This is a genomic window from Terriglobia bacterium (assembly GCA_020073185.1).
Classification (GTDB): domain Bacteria; phylum Acidobacteriota; class Terriglobia; order Terriglobales; family Acidobacteriaceae; genus JAIQGF01.
Genome location: JAIQFT010000017.1, coordinates 28,138 through 43,347, shown reverse-complemented (window position 1 = coordinate 43,347; position 15,210 = coordinate 28,138). Strand labels below are relative to the sequence as shown.

16 protein-coding genes are annotated in these 15,210 nt (G+C 60.4%); 4 read left to right on the top strand and 12 right to left on the bottom strand.

Going from position 1 to position 15,210, the window contains the following annotated elements; all coding sequences use genetic code 11:
* Positions 1 to 216 precede the first annotated feature (216 nt).
* From LAN64_08255 to glnA, 10 genes are all read right to left on the bottom strand, one after another.
* Complete coding sequence (locus tag LAN64_08255; GenBank protein MBZ5567829.1) at positions 217 to 3,231, bottom strand: hypothetical protein; 3,015 nt, start codon at positions 3,229 to 3,231, stop codon at positions 217 to 219.
* Between the two features lie 95 nt (positions 3,232 to 3,326).
* On the bottom strand, positions 3,327 to 3,773 hold the full coding sequence (locus LAN64_08250; protein ID MBZ5567828.1) for a hypothetical protein: 447 nt from the start codon (positions 3,771 to 3,773) through the stop codon (positions 3,327 to 3,329).
* A 36-nt stretch (positions 3,774 to 3,809) separates the two neighbouring features.
* Positions 3,810 to 5,270, bottom strand: a complete 1,461-nt coding sequence (locus tag LAN64_08245) for an aminoacyl-histidine dipeptidase (protein ID MBZ5567827.1) — start codon at positions 5,268 to 5,270, stop codon at positions 3,810 to 3,812.
* Between the two features lie 28 nt (positions 5,271 to 5,298).
* Positions 5,299 to 5,649 carry a hypothetical protein gene (locus LAN64_08240; protein MBZ5567826.1) on the bottom strand — a complete coding sequence of 117 codons (351 nt, stop codon included), beginning with the start codon at positions 5,647 to 5,649 and terminating at the stop codon, positions 5,299 to 5,301.
* Complete coding sequence (locus LAN64_08235) at positions 5,649 to 6,125, bottom strand: hypothetical protein (GenBank protein ID MBZ5567825.1); 477 nt, start codon at positions 6,123 to 6,125, stop codon at positions 5,649 to 5,651. The genes LAN64_08240 and LAN64_08235 overlap by 1 nt, the downstream gene beginning before the upstream one ends.
* Before the next feature lie 33 nt (positions 6,126 to 6,158).
* A complete protein-coding gene (locus tag LAN64_08230) occupies positions 6,159 to 7,091 on the bottom strand; it encodes a hypothetical protein (GenBank protein MBZ5567824.1) in 933 nt (310 codons plus the stop codon).
* Positions 7,088 to 7,336 (bottom strand): hypothetical protein, encoded by a 249-nt coding sequence (locus LAN64_08225; GenBank protein ID MBZ5567823.1) that lies wholly within the window; start codon positions 7,334 to 7,336, stop codon positions 7,088 to 7,090. The genes LAN64_08230 and LAN64_08225 overlap by 4 nt, the downstream gene beginning before the upstream one ends.
* Positions 7,336 to 7,530 carry a hypothetical protein gene (locus tag LAN64_08220; GenBank protein ID MBZ5567822.1) on the bottom strand — a complete coding sequence of 65 codons (195 nt, stop codon included), beginning with the start codon at positions 7,528 to 7,530 and terminating at the stop codon, positions 7,336 to 7,338. Before LAN64_08220 ends, LAN64_08225 begins: the two co-directional genes overlap by 1 nt.
* Positions 7,527 to 7,817 carry a hypothetical protein gene (locus LAN64_08215; GenBank protein ID MBZ5567821.1) on the bottom strand — a complete coding sequence of 97 codons (291 nt, stop codon included), beginning with the start codon at positions 7,815 to 7,817 and terminating at the stop codon, positions 7,527 to 7,529. Before LAN64_08215 ends, LAN64_08220 begins: the two co-directional genes overlap by 4 nt.
* Before the next feature lie 361 nt (positions 7,818 to 8,178).
* Entirely contained in the window at positions 8,179 to 9,591 is a 1,413-nt protein-coding gene (gene glnA, locus LAN64_08210) for a type I glutamate--ammonia ligase (GenBank protein ID MBZ5567820.1), read from the bottom strand.
* A 225-nt stretch (positions 9,592 to 9,816) separates the two neighbouring features.
* On the opposite strand from glnA, the gene LAN64_08205 reads away from it, so the two are divergent.
* Positions 9,817 to 10,260 carry a hypothetical protein gene (locus tag LAN64_08205; protein ID MBZ5567819.1) on the top strand — a complete coding sequence of 148 codons (444 nt, stop codon included), beginning with the start codon at positions 9,817 to 9,819 and terminating at the stop codon, positions 10,258 to 10,260.
* 66 nt (positions 10,261 to 10,326) lie between these two features.
* Here the strand turns inward: LAN64_08205 and LAN64_08200 are convergent, their stop codons facing one another.
* A complete protein-coding gene (locus tag LAN64_08200) occupies positions 10,327 to 10,848 on the bottom strand; it encodes a GNAT family N-acetyltransferase (GenBank protein MBZ5567818.1) in 522 nt (173 codons plus the stop codon).
* A gap of 351 nt (positions 10,849 to 11,199) precedes the next feature.
* On the opposite strand from LAN64_08200, the gene LAN64_08195 reads away from it, so the two are divergent.
* The 3 genes from LAN64_08195 (at position 11,200) to LAN64_08185 (ending at position 13,229) form a co-directional block, all read left to right on the top strand.
* Positions 11,200 to 12,099 (top strand): LysR family transcriptional regulator, encoded by a 900-nt coding sequence (locus LAN64_08195; GenBank protein MBZ5567817.1) that lies wholly within the window; start codon positions 11,200 to 11,202, stop codon positions 12,097 to 12,099.
* Positions 12,100 to 12,141: 42 nt separating this feature from the next.
* Complete coding sequence (locus LAN64_08190; protein MBZ5567816.1) at positions 12,142 to 12,477, top strand: hypothetical protein; 336 nt, start codon at positions 12,142 to 12,144, stop codon at positions 12,475 to 12,477.
* A 206-nt stretch (positions 12,478 to 12,683) separates the two neighbouring features.
* A complete protein-coding gene (locus LAN64_08185; protein ID MBZ5567815.1) occupies positions 12,684 to 13,229 on the top strand; it encodes an arginine decarboxylase, pyruvoyl-dependent in 546 nt (181 codons plus the stop codon).
* A 105-nt stretch (positions 13,230 to 13,334) separates the two neighbouring features.
* Here LAN64_08185 and LAN64_08180 read toward each other — a convergent pair whose 3' ends face one another.
* A complete protein-coding gene (locus tag LAN64_08180) occupies positions 13,335 to 15,059 on the bottom strand; it encodes a tetratricopeptide repeat protein (protein MBZ5567814.1) in 1,725 nt (574 codons plus the stop codon).
* Positions 15,060 to 15,210: the final 151 nt, after the last annotated feature.

Genomic DNA, 15,210 nt, shown 5'->3' with positions numbered 1-15,210 from the left:
AATCAGCCGTACATCGGGGCATGACCTAGATCACAAAAGCATGTGACGAGTGAACAGCGGGGTCCGCCACCGGCAATCATACCGCGGTTCCAGGCGGAGCGGCCGGACTGTCGAAAAGGGCCGGAAATAGCGGTCCCATGTCCCCTGGCCCATTGCAGCTCGGGTCGCCCGGATGCGATGGGTGAACGGCCTTGCACCGTCAACCGGTGCTTTCTGTCACACCACCAGGTGCTCATACATGGACCGGGTCGCGGACAAGGTACCCACTAATTCTGCCTCCACTCCGCCGGCAAAGTTCCGGCCCAGCATGCGCGAAGTCAGCTCCTCGATGGCGCCGCGGGCATGCTCGCCGACCGGCAGCGTCTTGCGCGCGCGGCCGGTGACCAGGCGGATGGCGTGCTCCAGCGCACGATAAAACTCGGCAGCCTCGTCCAGCAGCGTGAATTGGGCGTCGTCCAGCCGGCGCGCGCTCCACAATGCGCGCAGCCTTTGCCGCATGTTCCCGCGGAGGACAACATCGTGCTTGACCGCCAGCGCGGAGGCGGCAAAATCGATATCGTACATGGCGCCCGCCCCGGTCTTGAGGTTCGGGCCGCCAGCTTCGGGTTTAGCGAGCTTGGTGCGCATGGCGCGCACGTCGTTGATAAAACCGGCATCGCCGGCGCAGCGCGACATCCAGGCTTGCGCAGCCTGCCGCACCCGCCGTCCGGTTTCCTTCGATCCCGCAATGTGCCGCAGCTTGGTAAAGCTCAGCGCTTCCCACGCCTGGGCTTCGCGCTGGAAATATTCCTCGATGTAGGCAACGGTCATCACCAGTTCGCCCTCGGTGCCGCGCGGTCTCAGGCGGGCGTCCACGGGAAAGACCGTACCCTCGCGCGTGTAGGCGGACAGCGCCTGCATCAGTTGTTCGGCGGCTTTGATGGCCGGCGGCGGATCCAGCGAGTCGTCGCGAACGAAAATCAGGTCCGCATCGGAGAGCAGATCGAACTCGCCGGTTCCGAGCCGCCCCAGCGCAAGTACGGTCAAACCTTGGGGCTGTCCCGCGATCGCCAGCGCCGCGGCGATGGCTTCGTCCGCCCCTCCCGTGGTCTCCGTCAGCGACTCGTACACCTTCCGGCCCTTCACCACGTCACAGGCTCCCGAAGCAAAGACACGGTGGCGATAGTGCCGGCGCAGCAGCGCCAGCTTCTCGGTGTGGGGCACATCGGCGGAAGCCAGGTACGAGAAGACGGGATCGCCAAATGCCCGTTGATCCTCGACTTCTTCCTCGAACAGGTGACCGATCCCGTCGTGCGTGGCGGCGCCCAACTCCCCGGCAAGGCTGACAATCTCCTCCGAGTGACGGGTGAGGATATCGGTCAGGTAATCGCTGAGGCGAAAAATCTGCAAGGCCTGGCGGACCGCCTGGGGCGCGTGCGCGACGGCCGCATATCGCTCGGAGCTGGTGAAGGCGGCCGAGAGGAAGCGATGAAGATTTCTCCGCCCCGCCACATCCATTTCAGCGCTGCTTAGCACCTCGTGTAAGGCGGGCGAATCGGCCGCCAGGCGCGCCATCATTTGCCGCTCCGTCTGGTCTTGGGCCAATTCGGCGCTTTCCAGACGGAAGTCGGGCGTCTCGCGCTGCTGCTGCCATTGCTGATGATGAATGATGCGGTTATAGATTTCCGCCACCGCCGCCATGCGCCGCTGCACCAGGTCGACAATGGTTGCCGACGGCAGCGCTGCCTGTCCGCTCGTCATGCAGCGCGCCAACACCGCCAGCTCGTCCTTCGATTTCGGCAGCTTGTGGGTCTGCTGGCCTTGCCGCAGTTGCAGGCGGTGCTCCAGCTTGCGGAGAAATTCGTAGGCGATGGTCAGCTCGTTGAAGTCACGGCCGGTGAGGTGTCCCTTGTCGTGCAGCTTTTGCAGGGAAAACAGGGTTCCGCCGGAACGCAGCCACCGCTCCTTGCCGCCGTAGACGCGCTGCAGGCACTGCACCAGGAACTCGATATCGCGAATGCCGCCGCGATCGAGTTTGACATCGGTGGTCCCGCCGCGTGCCGCCGCCACCCTGCGCCTTGCGCCAATGCGATCGCGCGCCGCCAGCGCCGTTTCGATGGCCGCGAAGTTGAGGCGAGCAGGCGGCGTGACACCGAGTTCGTCGAGGCGGGAATCCGCCTGCCCAGATTCTGAGTCTGAGCGCAGCGAGGACGAAGGATCGGCATCCGCCGCTTCACCGCGATACACAAACGGCTGCACGCCGCGAATGAAGCGCCGCGCCAGCGCCAGGTCGCCGGCCGAATGCCGCACCTTAATCATGGCCTGCAATTCCCAGTCGTGCGCGGTATGGCCGTAGTATTCGAGTGCCTGCGTTAATCCAACCGCCGGCTCGCCCTCCCCTCCCTGCGGGCGCAAGCGCAAGTCCACGCGGAAGGCCGAGCCTTCGCGCGTCATGCGGGAGAGCGTACCGGTGACGCTCTGCGCCAGGCGGACGAAATATTCGCGGATGGAGATCGACGTTGTCCCCGCGTCATTGCCGTCGCCATAGAGGAACAGCAAGTCAATGTCGGAGCTGTAATTGAGTTCGTTGCCGCCCAGTTTTCCTAGCGACAACACCGCTACCGGCACATCGAGCAGGCGGCCTTCGGCGTCGACATGCTGTGGCGGGCCGTAGCGGCTGCGGAAGGCGGCATCGGTCTCGCGCAGCGCCACATCGATCAGCACATCGGCCAGAGCGGAGATTTCATTGGTCGTTTCCGCCAGGGTGGCGGTTCCGAGCACGTCGCGCAGCATGATGCGCACGTACTCGCGGCGCTTGAAGCGGGCCAGCAGCAGCGCGATGTCGGTCTCGAAGGAGCGCGAGCGGTAGCGCGCAAAGGCCTCGCGGTACTCCTCGCGCGAGTGCGACCGGTCGAGGATCTTGTCGCGCTGCAGGATCTGGAACAGGTCGGTGTTCTGGATCAGGGTTTCGCCAAGAAAGTGACTGAATCCGAAGACGGCAAGCGCGTAGTGCACCAGCACGCGGTCGCGGTCGAAGGCGCGGAACGACTCTGCCGGCGCGCTTTCCGTCAGCCGCTCAAAAAGATTCAGCGCCGCATCGGGGTCGGGCAGGTCGGTCAGCAGCGGCGGGATCGCCCGGGCCACTCCGGCGGGCACCCGTTCGGCAATACGCGCGAGATTGCGGCGGGCAGCTTCCGGATCGCGGAACGATGCGTGCGGCAGATCCGGGACTCCATGGACGAGTTTGGGCACGGTTCCGTGCGAAGCATAGCACGCCGCGTCATGCAGGTTGGGCGCGCGTGTGGGGAAGACGTGGTCCGTTCCGTTGAAGCACGCAAACGGGAAGTCTAGGTCAGATCGCGCCGCGGTTCCTGCGCCGGTGGCGGCTGGCGCTTGCTCTGGCGAATGACTTCATCCGCTGTCATCGGGAGCACTTCTCGCAGCACCCAGTCAATGCGGTCAACTTGCTGGCGCACTGCGATGGTGTCTTCCGTGTCCACAAACATGACTTGGATGGCGTTCCGAATGTGGTGGTTGCAGTCAGCGATCACGCGGAAACGGTGGTTGGTCAGCAAGCGCTGTTGACGGGAGCGCAGCATCAGTACCCACACCAACCCACCGATCGACAGAGTGTCGAATGTTCCCACAGTCCAAGCGAGCCGATGATTGGCGGGTAGCATTACTTGCACCGTCGACAGCCCGGCTTCCAGCGCGGCTGCAATCAGCGCGAACAGCAAACACCTGAAGCGTGTAGGTATACGAGCGGTGCGTTCGGTAAGCGTGACTTCGGGCATTCAACCCCGCCTCCGATGAACTTGTTGAACCTTAGTTCACATCCGTTCCAGTGCCGTGCGCAGCAGGCGCCAGAAAGTCTCCACCGATGAAATCTGCACGCGCTCGTGCGGGCTGTGCGGATTTTCGATTTGCGGCCCCAACGAGATCATTTGCATTCCGGGGTACTTATCACCGATCACGCCGCACTCCAACCCGGCATGCATGGCAATCAGCTTGGCGGGCTGGCCGAATACCTCCTGGTGGGCCGACTGCAGCTTGCGCACGATTTCACTGTTTGGATCCGGCTTCCATCCGGGATAACTGGTCGAGTGCTCGGTGTCGAATCCCGCCAGGCGGCACACCGTCGCCACCAAGCGGGCGGCAGCAAGCTTGCTGCTCTCGATCGCGCTGCGCTGGCTGGTGCCAATCTCGACCACTCCATCCTTGATGGCAACCGTCGCCAGGTTGGTTGAGTTCTGGACCAGCCCCGCGATGTCGGGACTCATCGCCAGCACACCGTGATGCAGGCTGGCCAGCAGGTCGACCGTTGGCCGCGCGTCGGATGCGTCCAGCACCTGAGGGGCGCCTTCGGCTTTGGCTTTGTCTTTTTCCAGCGCTAATTGCAGCCCGGGATCGAATCCGCCCAGGTCAGACTGTATCTCGGACTGCAATTCGGCCAGCAGCGTTCGCAATTCTTTTTCACGGCCGGCGTCCAACACGACCACCGCAGCGGCTTCGCGCGGAATGGCGTTGCGCGCGCTTCCACCCTTCAGGTCGGCAATCTCGATGGGAAGGCGGTCGAGCAGGCGTTGCAGGACGAGTCCGAGGATGCGCACCGCGTTGCCGCGGCCGCGATGGATGTCCACGCCGGAGTGGCCGCCTTGCAGCCCGGAGATCTTGATCCGCCACGCCGCGCCCGGCCGGGGTTGGCGAAGCGTCACCTTGCGGCGCGCCGTGGTATTGATACCGCCCGAGCACCCGATGCACAGCGTGCCTCTTTCTTCGTTGTCCAGGTTGAGGAAGTACTTGGACTTGAGCAAACCGCCGGGAAATTCGGTGGCGCCGGTCAGCCCGCTTTCCTCGTCAATGGTGAACACGAACTCCAGGGGGCCGTGAGCAATGTCGTCGCTCTCCATCACCGCCAGCGCTGCCGCGACGCCGATGCCGTTGTCGGAGCCGAGCGTGGTTCCGTCGGCCTTCAGCCAATCGCCATCGCGTACTACCTTGATGGGATCGGTATCGAAATTGTGGGGAGTTCCTTCGTTCTTCTCGCAGACCATGTCGAGATGGCCCTGCAAGATGGCCATGGGCGCATTCTCGCGGCCGGGGCGTGCCGGCTTGCTGATGACGGTGTTGCCGACTTGGTCGTGAACGGCAGTGAGGCCAACCCGCTTGGCTTGCGCCAGAACATAGTCGCGCGCCGCGGCTTCCTTGGTGGACGCGCGGGGAATGGCAGCGAGGGCGTCAAAGTGTTTCCACAACCGCTTCGGTTCAAGATTTTGCAGTGCAGGTGTCATGGGCAGCTCCGTTTCGATTTCCGCGCAGTCAGAATTTATCGAGCAAGGATTGGGCGTCGTTTAGCTTCTTTTCGACTTCGAGAGCGGTCACACGTGCAGCCTCAAATAATCGGCTGATTTTCTCGAAATAGCCGTCATCTGGAACGTAATCTTGGTGGTACTGTTCTCGCTTGTGGCTCGTCATATCTATGATTTTCTTGCCGTCCTTATCCTTCATCGAAAACGCAAACCCGCCATCTTCGACACGAGAGACTTCAAAGGTGACTTCGCCCTCCAGCGCCACAATGAACGTGTCTTCGTCGAAGGTAGGCTTCCACGGCAGCGTCCCTGCTTCAGTCTTATCGAGCAGCTTGTTAATCACTGGGTCGTAGTTAGGCATCACTCGTCTTCCTTCTCGATGGCAGCGACAATTCTAGCGGACTCTTCATTCAGGACCGCCACGACATCGTTGTGACAAATTCGGAGCAGACGATTTTTTTCAGCAGGCGTTTCTGGAACCCCCCGCGTGGCCAGGAATCGGGAGATAACGCTAATCTGGTCCCGCGATTCATCAAGCCGCGCTTTGCTGCCCGCATCAAGAAAACGGTCATAACGGAGTTTGTAGCGACTAACGTCAGAAACCAAATCCCTAGCCCTCAGAACTGCTTCGTGACGTTGGTCGTTTTCTACACACGCCTGTAAGAGATTAGCCGTGTCTCCTATCCTGCTAAGCGCTTCGCTGGCGTTTGCCTTCCGCACACCCGTTCTAGCGGCCCGTGCTGCCTCACTTGCAGACTTGGCAAAGTAGAGTGCAAACGCACTCACAATCAATCCCGCGATGCTGGCGGCACTGCCGGTCCAAGAAAACCAGTCCATCAGCACAAGCCTCGGTACAGAATTCCCCAACCGCTAACGGCGCGCCCGTTGCTCCCTAAACTGATTTCTGTATTTCAGTCGCAAGCGGTACGAATCTTCAAGAGCAATCGCGCCATAAAATATCCGCTGTTTCCCTGAAACAGAATTTGCAATAGCAAGTTTCTGCATCTGCGTGAGAACACTTTCCGCGATTTCACCTTCGTATTGCACAATCATCACCTGTGCCGTGGATTCAAACAATCGCTGGATTTGATCGCCGTTCTTGCCCATCTTACCCGGAGTGAGAAGGCCGGACTTGCCCGGCCCTTTGAATCCAAAAGCAGCCGCGTATCTCTTGCCCTTAACTCTGATGTGCGTGGTGAAGAGGTCATTTGTTTCTCCACCCCAATCTCGAAATGTACCGTGATTCCCGAGGATGCGTTTGATTCCCAGCTTAAATGCTTTCTCTGGTAAGCGAGCCGGGTCCATCGCCTGTGGCACGTTTCCGTGCTTGAGCGAGCGAACCCGTGAAAAATTATCAATGTCGTCCACGGTGATATGTTTCACATCAATTGCGACATCTCTGGATTGAGGGGCAAGTTCGATTCTTACTATCTCCGACCGAACACCAGGATTTCTGACGGTCACATGTTCACGAAGCTTTTTGCGGTTTGTCGCCAGCGCCAGGATGCGCTGCTTGACCGTATTGATGGAAGAGCGCTTCTTGTAAGCGATCGAACCATTAATTTTTGTTTTCTCAAACAGATGGTTTGCCGCAAGCGGAGACGCAATCTCCAAAACGCGCTTGGCGGTCAATCCTCGAAGCTCCTTCGCAATTTCCGCCGCAGTTTTTGGCTTCTGGCTCTGGCCTCGATATATCTGTCCAAAAACACGCCGCTTGTCTTCCGACTTGCTGAGCAGTTTCGCAAAGTGCTCTATCTGCTCGGGCGCTGTTGCCGGGAATTCCGATACCGCCTGAACCGTCATCTACTTTTCTTCTTCCGTTTGCTACGGGAAACCAACTCCCGAACGCTGGCCACTGGCGAATCAAGAATTGACGCGATGTCTTGGTAGGTTAGACCAGCCCTGTCCAGGTAAACGGCCAATTCACCGGTCCCTTTCCTTTTCTTTGTCGTGAAGTCCGCGTCCCCTAGCAATTGACGCAAGAGCAAAGCGATAACCACATTCAGTTTCCGCGATTGCTCCTCCGGCACATCTTTGTTTTCGGCCATCACTTTTCTCCCGCCACAGTTTTTCTTCTCTTGAGCGACTTGCCAATCCGATTCACCCGATTCAGGTCCACTCGGACAATCCTGGCGATTTCCAACTGTGGAAGGCCCGCCAGCGCCAGCTCAGCAATAAACATGTCTTTCAAAAGGTCTAGCTGTGCCGCCAGGAGCTGCTCCGTGGTAGTAGAGTTTTTCATTCGCGGCTCCTCTTGTTTTTCTTTTTCTTCGCGCTGCGACTCTGAGACAGCGTAACGTTCACGTGATTCTCGGTTTTTCCCAACAGCCTGGCTATGTCTCTCGGTCTCACCCCCATTTCGCTGAGCATGAGGATTCGGCCACGGGAATTGGCTGCGTCCGCATCGGGCAAATTGCGGAGCAGCAGGCCAATAATTACTTCGAGATTTCTGTTGACGTTTTCTAGCAACTCATTTTCCGCATTTGTTGAGAGCGGCATAAACAACAGTAGAGCAGGTGTGTCAGCCACAGTGCAATCGAAAACTAACTATTTACTCACTGGGCACTTGACATAGTGGCGGGCACTTCCTGTTGGCTAGGCAACAGATCAAACTAATAAATTATTCATGAGACTACCGACGTGCTTTGAGAAAAGATGGGAAGTGGGAGTTGCGGGCGCGATTGTTGTCTTCCTATTCTGGCGTCACGGAGGAAATCCTGGAAACGACCAGAGACAAAAAGGCCCGGTATCGCTGCCGGGCCATGTTCCTCACGAAAAATATACCTCAGGGGCTAAAGCCCACTATTCTTGAGGCCTCGAGCGGCGCGGCTAAAGCCGCGCCCTACCCAAGAGCCAATTCTTGAAACCAGTTCCCACAAACTCCCGTCTTCTAAATGTCGTAATACAGCGCGAACTCGTAGGGATGCGGGCGCAGGCGAATGGCGTCCACTTCCTTTTCGCGCTTGTATTTGATGTAGGTATCGAGCAGCGCCTCGGTAAAGACGTCGCCCTTGAGCAGGAACTGGTGGTCGCGATCGAGAGCGTCGAGGGCATCCTCCAGCGAGCCCGGCATGGACGGCACCTTGGCCAGCTCCTCCGGACCCAGATCGTAGATGTCCTTGTCCAGCGGCTGTCCGGGATCGATCTTGTTCTCCACCCCATCGAGCCCGGCCATCAGCATGGCGGCAAACGCCAGGTAGGGATTGCAGCTCGGATCGGGCGGCCGGAACTCGACGCGCTTGGTTTTCGGCGACGCTGAGTACATCGGGATACGGCAGGCCGCGGAGCGGTTGCGCCGCGAGTACGCCAGGTTCACCGGGGCTTCGAAGCCGGGCACCAGGCGCTTGTAGGAATTGGTGGTCGGCGCAATGATGGCCGCCAACGCCGGCCCGTGCTTGATCAGCCCACCGATGTACCACAACCCCATTTGCGAGAATCCCGCATAGCCGTCGCCGGCGAAGAGCGGTTTGCCGCCCTTCCACAGCGACTGGTGCGTATGCATGCCGCTGCCATTGTCCTGGAACAGCGGTTTCGGCATGAACGTGACCGTCTTGCCGTACTGGTTGGCGACGTTGCGCGCGATGTACTTGTAGAGCATCATGTGGTCGGCGGAAACGAGCAGCGAATCGAACTTCAGGTCAATTTCCGTCTGTCCGCCCGTGGCCACCTCGTGATGGTGGCACTCCACGGTCAACCCGCAGCTCTGCATCGTCACCGTCATTTCACTGCGCAGGTCCTGGTAGTGGTCGGTGGGCGGCACCGGGAAATAGCCTTCCTTATAGCGCGGGCGGTATCCAAGGTTGTTTTCCTTGCGGCCAGAATTCCAGCGGCCCTCCTCGGCGTCGATGAAGTAGAAGCCGTGCTGCTCGCGCTGATCGAAGCGCACGTTATCGAAGATGAAAAACTCGGCCTCGGCGCCGAAGAACGCGGTGTCGGCTATGCCGGTCGAGCTGAGGAACATTTCCGCCTTCTTGGCGATGTAGCGCGGATCTTTGTCGTAGCGCTGCTTGGTGACCGGGTCTTGCACGTCGGCAATCATCACCAGCGTGGGGATCTCGGTGAAGGGGTCCATCATGGACCACGCCGGATCCGGGATCAGCAGCATGTCGCTCTCGTGGATGGCGGCCCAGCCGCGGATGGACGAGCCGTCCATGCCGAACCCTTCCTCGAACGAGCTCTCGTCCACCTGGTCCATGGGATAAGTCACGTGATGCCACAGCCCGGGCAGGTCTGTGAAGCGCAGGTCCAGAAGTTTCGCGCCATTCTGCTGGGCGAACTCCAGGACAGTTTTCGCATTGGCCATGTTTTCTCCTTGCGCCGCTGCGGGCGCGTGTCCGCTCAGATTTCAACCGCGATCCAGCGCGGCTGAATCGGTATTTGGGATAAGTACTATGTCGGGCGGCTGCTACAATCCTCGCGATTACAGCGCCACCATTGAAGCATAACTGGCGCGCTTCGCCAGCGGGAAATTCATACTTTTTATCGGGCCGATAAGATCGCTTTATGTCCAACTACGGAAAGGACTGTTATGGACACCGGCGCCACCGATAAGCTGATTCGGCAGTACGAGCAGATTCTCTCGCAACGCCAGGAGCGCTTCAGTTCCGACTCCTTTTTCAGCGGGGCGAAGTACATGCTGGAGAAGGCGCTGCTGGAAGAAATCGCGCACGTCCACGAACCCGTCCGCGCCGAATCCCTGCAGGCGATGTACATCGCACTGGCTTCGTTTGTACCGCAGAAGGACTACGATCTGATCCAGCAATGCCGCCGCCGCGGTGAGCAAGACCGGGAATTCCAGCAGGTCCTCGATCTCGTTGCGCTGGGCGATCACGAAACCATCCAGAAGGAACTGGAAGCCCGCGGTATCCCGGAACTGGTTCGCTACTACGCCCTGTACCGGCGCATTCTGCGGGAGACCGAGGCGCGCCGCAAGCAGGCGCTCAGCGTGCAGTCGCTGAACTCGGATACCTGATTGAATGCGGATGTCCCAGCGAGGGTGCGAATCCAGGCCTTGGGTTTCCGGAGTCGTGGCGACAGATCAGTCGATTCCGACTACTGTGCTGCGCCGCTCCACCAGCATCGTATCCCGCCACACTTCGTCGCGCTTGCCGATGCGCTCCCGCCGCCCGACTACCCGGAAGCCGTTGGCCTCACAGAGGCGCAGACTGGACATGTTCTCGGGAAACAAAACCCCCTGGAGTGCCCAGATCCCGGCCGCCTCGGACTCCTTGATCGCCGCCTTCATCAGGGCGTCGCCGACTCCCTGCCCGCGGGCCCAGGTGGCCACGTACACGCTCATCTCAGCCACGCCCGCGTAGCAGGACCGCTGCGATACCCGGCTGAGCGCCACCCACCCGGCGATCGTCCGCCCCTTCCGCGCCACCAGCCGTCCGACCGGCAAGTGTGCCCGGTCCCACTGATTCCATGTGGGCGCCAGGGTTTCAAAGGTCGCGTTGCCGGTGGCGATTCCCTCCAGAAAAATGGCCGACACGTCCGGCCAATCGCTCGGAACCATCGCACCTACGCTGACCGTTGCCCGGCTCGTCTTAGTTGGGTTCATCTCTGCGCCCTCGGGTGTTGCGGCCACTGGGTTTATCTTTCCTGCGCTACCGCTGCTACAATTCTGGCGGCCACCGCCGAAACAGATGAGCATAGACCCGCCATGCAGCGGCGGGAAATTGATTGTTCTTATCGCCACAATAGAATCGCTTATGCGGCACGGGCGAGGCCGGAGCGCGCCAGCAGCTAATTGCAGTCTCAGGATTAGTGTAGCCGAGAGAGGAAAACCGAGATCCCTCGACTCGGGTTTCTGGCGCTGGGAAAAACGCGCGGGAGCCCTCCCTCGCTCGGGATGACATCGGCTACATAAAAAGTGAAAGCGGCTAAATAGCTAAGCTAAAAGCTCTCCGTTATGGATTTCGACCAACTGGAAACCTTCCTCGAAGTGGCGCGCCTCGCCAGCTTCTCCCGCGCCGCGGAGAGGCGTTTTCGCACGCAGCCGGCGGTCTCCGCCCAGATTCGCGCCCTCGAGGAGGAGGTTGGCGCCAAACTGCTGGACCGCTCCGGCGGCAAGGTTTCGCTCACCGCCGCGGGCAAGGCGTTTCAGAAGTACGCCGACGAATCCCTCCAGGCCCGCCGCGGCATCATCACCGCGCTGGCGGAAATGGAACGGGTGCCCCGCGGCGAAATCGTAGTCGGCGCCAATGAGGGTACCTGCCTGCACATCCTCCCCGAGGTCTTTGCCCAATTCAAGAAGCAGTACCCCGGCGTCGCGGTGAACATCAACCGGTTGGAATCGGCCGGCATCCTGGAGTCGGTCATCGATAACTCGGTGGACTTCGGCATCGTGTCGTTACCGGTGAATGACAACCGCCTCACGGTGGTTCAGATTCACCGGGACGAGCTCGTTGTCATCACTGCGCCGGGGCATCCGCTGGCGAAATCGAAGTCGGCAGCCATCGCCGAGGCCGCCCAGTACCCGCTGCTCGTCCCCGAAACCGGGCACACCCGCGATGCCATCGAGCAGCTCTTCAACGATCGCAAGTTAAAGTTAAATGTTTCCATGGAACTTGATTCCACCGAACTACTTAAACGTTTCGTAGCCGCCGATATTGGGATCGGGTTCATTGCCCGCTCCCACGTCCAGGAGGATGTCCTGGCCGGCGCCCTAGTGGCCCTACCCATGGCCGATGCTGCTATCCGCCGCGATCTCGCCCTGGTTTTTCGCAAGGACAAGGCCCTGTCCCGTGCCGCGCTGGCCTTCATTGACATCGCCGTCAAACTGAAGCCCGCCAAGCTCGCCACTTCGTAACGTATACTGAAGCAGATCACTAATTCGGGGGGGAGGAGCCCAATGAAATTTCTTCGCACCTTTGCAGTGGGTCTGCTGTTGTGCACCGGCCTTTTCGCGGCGGGCGCCAACGACCAGACCTTCACCGGCACCGTCAGCGACACCATGTGCGGCGCCCATCACACGATGATGCCCGGCAAGCCCGACGCGGAGTGCGTTCGCGCCTGCGTCAAGGCCGGAATCGACTACGCGCTGGTGGTCGGTAACAAGGTTTACACTCTCAAAGGCAACAAGTCCGACCTGGACAAATTCGCCGGCCAGCAGGCTGCCGTCACCGGCAAGCTGTCCGGAACCACCATCCAGGCAAGTTCCATAGCCGCCGCCAAGAAGTCCAAATAGCTCGACCTCCCGGCTCCGGCGTCCTGTCGCGGCTGCCTCCGAGCAGCAACCGGGCCACGCTGCGGCGGGCGCTGGGCGCCACCGAATGTGAACGCCAAAAAAAATTTCCGTGGCTCGCATTTTTGCCTGCACTACGCCCGCAACACCGTGTTATTTTCTGACCATTCTTGTCGCAAATGGTGGAGGCAAGCGAATTGGGAAAAAACATGGTCCCGCGGCGGATCTTCCTGACCAAGGGCGTTGGCAAGCACAAGGAACGGCTGACATCGTTTGAGTTGGCACTGCGCGACGCCGGCATCGCGTCGCAAAACCTGGTGCGCGTCTCCTCCATCTTTCCGCCACAATGCAGGGTCATTCCGCGCGCGCTGGGGTTGAAGCACCTGGACCACGGCGAGGTAGTGTTCGCGGTGGTCGCCGAGAATTCCACCCACGAGCCGCACCGCTTGCTGGCCGCCAGCATCGGCCTGGCCATTCCCGCAGATCGCTCCACCTACGGCTACCTCAGCGAGCATCATTCCTTTGGCGAGACCGACGACCAGGCGGGCGACTACGCCGAGGAACTCGCTGCCGAAATGCTGGCCACCACGCTGGACGTCGAGTTCGACCCCGACAAATCCTGGGACGAGAAGAAGGAAGTTTACCGGCTGTCAAACAAGATCGTGCGGACGATGAACGTCACCCAATCCGCCGTCGGCGACAAGATGGGCAAATGGACGACGGTCATCGCCGCCGCCATCTTCATTTTTGATTAGGATTCGTGGCCGGTGGTCCGCATCCGTTCTTCCGGCTGCAGGGTAGCTGGTCGCTCGTAGCTGGGAGTCGGAGAATCTCGGTCCGGCCCAGCTACCAGCTACGGACTACCGGGTGCCTGCCACCGCCTTGTCCACCCTTTCCAGCTCCCGCCTTACCTCCGGCGCAGGATTATTTCTCAGCTCCGCCTGCAGCTCATCGCGCGCTGCTTCCAGCTTGCCCTGCTTCTCCAGCGACATCGCCAGCGCCCAGTGGTATCCCGGTTTGACAAATAGCGACATGGCCTTGCGGAAATACGGCTCCGCCTCGGCGTATTGACCCTGCCCCATGTGCACCAGCCCGAGGTAGTAATACTCGTCGGCATTGCCCGGGAGCAGCGGAATCGCCCTTTCCAGGTGCTTTTGCGCCTGCGGCAGATCGCCCAGTTCGTAGAGCGTAATCCCCATGGCGAAGTGTGTGCCCCAGTGTGGCTTCACCTGCAACGATCGGTTGTACAAGGCCAGTGCCTTGTTCGGGTCCTTACGCTTGTAAAACTCGTTGGCGAGGTGATTGATGGCGATCACGTTGCGGGGTGCGATCTGCACGGCGTGGGCGTATAGGATCAGATCGTTGGTCCAATAGACGAGCTGCACCGCGGTACTCGCGGCCATGATCACGCCCAGCGCCAAAGCGATCACCATCTGCGCGCTCGGCGCTCCAAACAATTGCCGGCCTGATGACGGGATTTTGCGGATCGCCCAGGCGCACACAATGGCCAATCCGATGGTTGGCAGGTAAAGGTAACGGTCGTGCACCAGGTCTTCGACAATAAAGCTGTACAGCCCCATGATCGGCGGCACCATCAGCACCACCAGCCACCACGAACCGAAGCAGGCCGCCTTGGATCGCCGCGACACGTACACGGCCCCCGCCGCCGCGGCCAATACCCCCATCAGCGGCAGCACGAAATTGGTCAGCCCCGGATGCTCCACCAGCGGCGTGTCATGGAATACCGACAGGTTCGCCGGCCAGAAGAGTTCCTTGACGTAGAACCACAGCAGTGATGGCAGCGTGAGCAAAACGTTCGTCCATGGCTTCTCATCGGGAGAGCTGAGGTGCCCCAACACCAACCGCCGCACGATCAGGTAAGCGACCCCCGCTGCGGCGTACGGCAGGTATCGCCAGATGATCTTGGCCAGGGATTCACTCTGGTCGCTGCGCCGCGTGACCAGCAGCCGGTCGTAGGCGAACAGGAGCAGGGGCAGCATGACCCCGGTTTCCTTCGACATCATCGCCAGCGCGTAGAGCACGACCGAAGCCGCCGCCCACCACGCGCGGCGAACGTCGTCCTCTCGGGCCCGCGCAAATGTCAGCACGCTGCCGATCACGAACACCCCCAGCAGCGAATCTGGCGTCCCCGACACCCATGCGACAGTTTCAATATGGGTCGGATGGACGGCCCAGATCATCGTGCCCATGGCTGCCGCCACCCGGTTGCCCAGGACGCGGCGCAGCAGCATGTACACCAGAACGATTGTTGCCAGGTGCAGCAGGACTGCGGTTGCGTGCCAGCCCATGGGATGCAGCCCAAACAGCGAGTAGTTCGCCATCAGCCAGAACATGAACAGCGGGCGATAGTAATTCCCTGGCTGGCCGGCGAGCTGGCTCCAGACGTGCTCCACGAATATTCGCTCGCTGTGAACCCAGGTATGCACTCGCGGGTTGTTGACGATCTGCGGCAGGTCGTCATAGACAAACTGGAAGCGTAGCGTGTTTAGATACGCCAGTACCGTAAGCGCCAGAGCCAGCACCAACAGCACGCGCGCCGCATCCGGTCCGGTGCCCGAGGACACCGCAGTCCGACGGCTCCGCCTGCCCGCTTCTTCTGCGTTGATCTTCCTCGTTACCGACGTTTCCGCCGCCGCGTCTGACAAACGATCTCCCCGGAGCTTGGTTGGAGGTATCTCGTTATCTTACCCCTGAACCCAGCCTCTGGCCGCTACC

Excerpts from the sequence above, each read along its gene's own strand:
- LAN64_08250 (MBZ5567828.1), bottom strand. The coding sequence starts at position 3,773 with ATGCCCGAAGTCACGCTTACCGAACGCACCGCTCGTATACCTACACGC.
- LAN64_08245 (MBZ5567827.1), bottom strand. The coding sequence starts at position 5,270 with ATGACACCTGCACTGCAAAATCTTGAACCGAAGCGGTTGTGGAAACAC.
- LAN64_08240 (MBZ5567826.1), bottom strand. The coding sequence starts at position 5,649 with ATGCCTAACTACGACCCAGTGATTAACAAGCTGCTCGATAAGACTGAA.
- LAN64_08235 (MBZ5567825.1), bottom strand. The coding sequence starts at position 6,125 with ATGGACTGGTTTTCTTGGACCGGCAGTGCCGCCAGCATCGCGGGATTG.
- LAN64_08230 (MBZ5567824.1), bottom strand. The coding sequence starts at position 7,091 with ATGACGGTTCAGGCGGTATCGGAATTCCCGGCAACAGCGCCCGAGCAG.
- LAN64_08225 (MBZ5567823.1), bottom strand. The coding sequence starts at position 7,336 with ATGGCCGAAAACAAAGATGTGCCGGAGGAGCAATCGCGGAAACTGAAT.
- LAN64_08220 (MBZ5567822.1), bottom strand. The coding sequence starts at position 7,530 with ATGAAAAACTCTACTACCACGGAGCAGCTCCTGGCGGCACAGCTAGAC.
- glnA (MBZ5567820.1), bottom strand. The coding sequence starts at position 9,591 with ATGGCCAATGCGAAAACTGTCCTGGAGTTCGCCCAGCAGAATGGCGCG.
- LAN64_08205 (MBZ5567819.1), top strand. The coding sequence starts at position 9,817 with ATGGACACCGGCGCCACCGATAAGCTGATTCGGCAGTACGAGCAGATT.
- LAN64_08200 (MBZ5567818.1), bottom strand. The coding sequence starts at position 10,848 with ATGAACCCAACTAAGACGAGCCGGGCAACGGTCAGCGTAGGTGCGATG.
- LAN64_08195 (MBZ5567817.1), top strand. The coding sequence starts at position 11,200 with ATGGATTTCGACCAACTGGAAACCTTCCTCGAAGTGGCGCGCCTCGCC.
- LAN64_08190 (MBZ5567816.1), top strand. The coding sequence starts at position 12,142 with ATGAAATTTCTTCGCACCTTTGCAGTGGGTCTGCTGTTGTGCACCGGC.
- LAN64_08185 (MBZ5567815.1), top strand. The coding sequence starts at position 12,684 with ATGGTCCCGCGGCGGATCTTCCTGACCAAGGGCGTTGGCAAGCACAAG.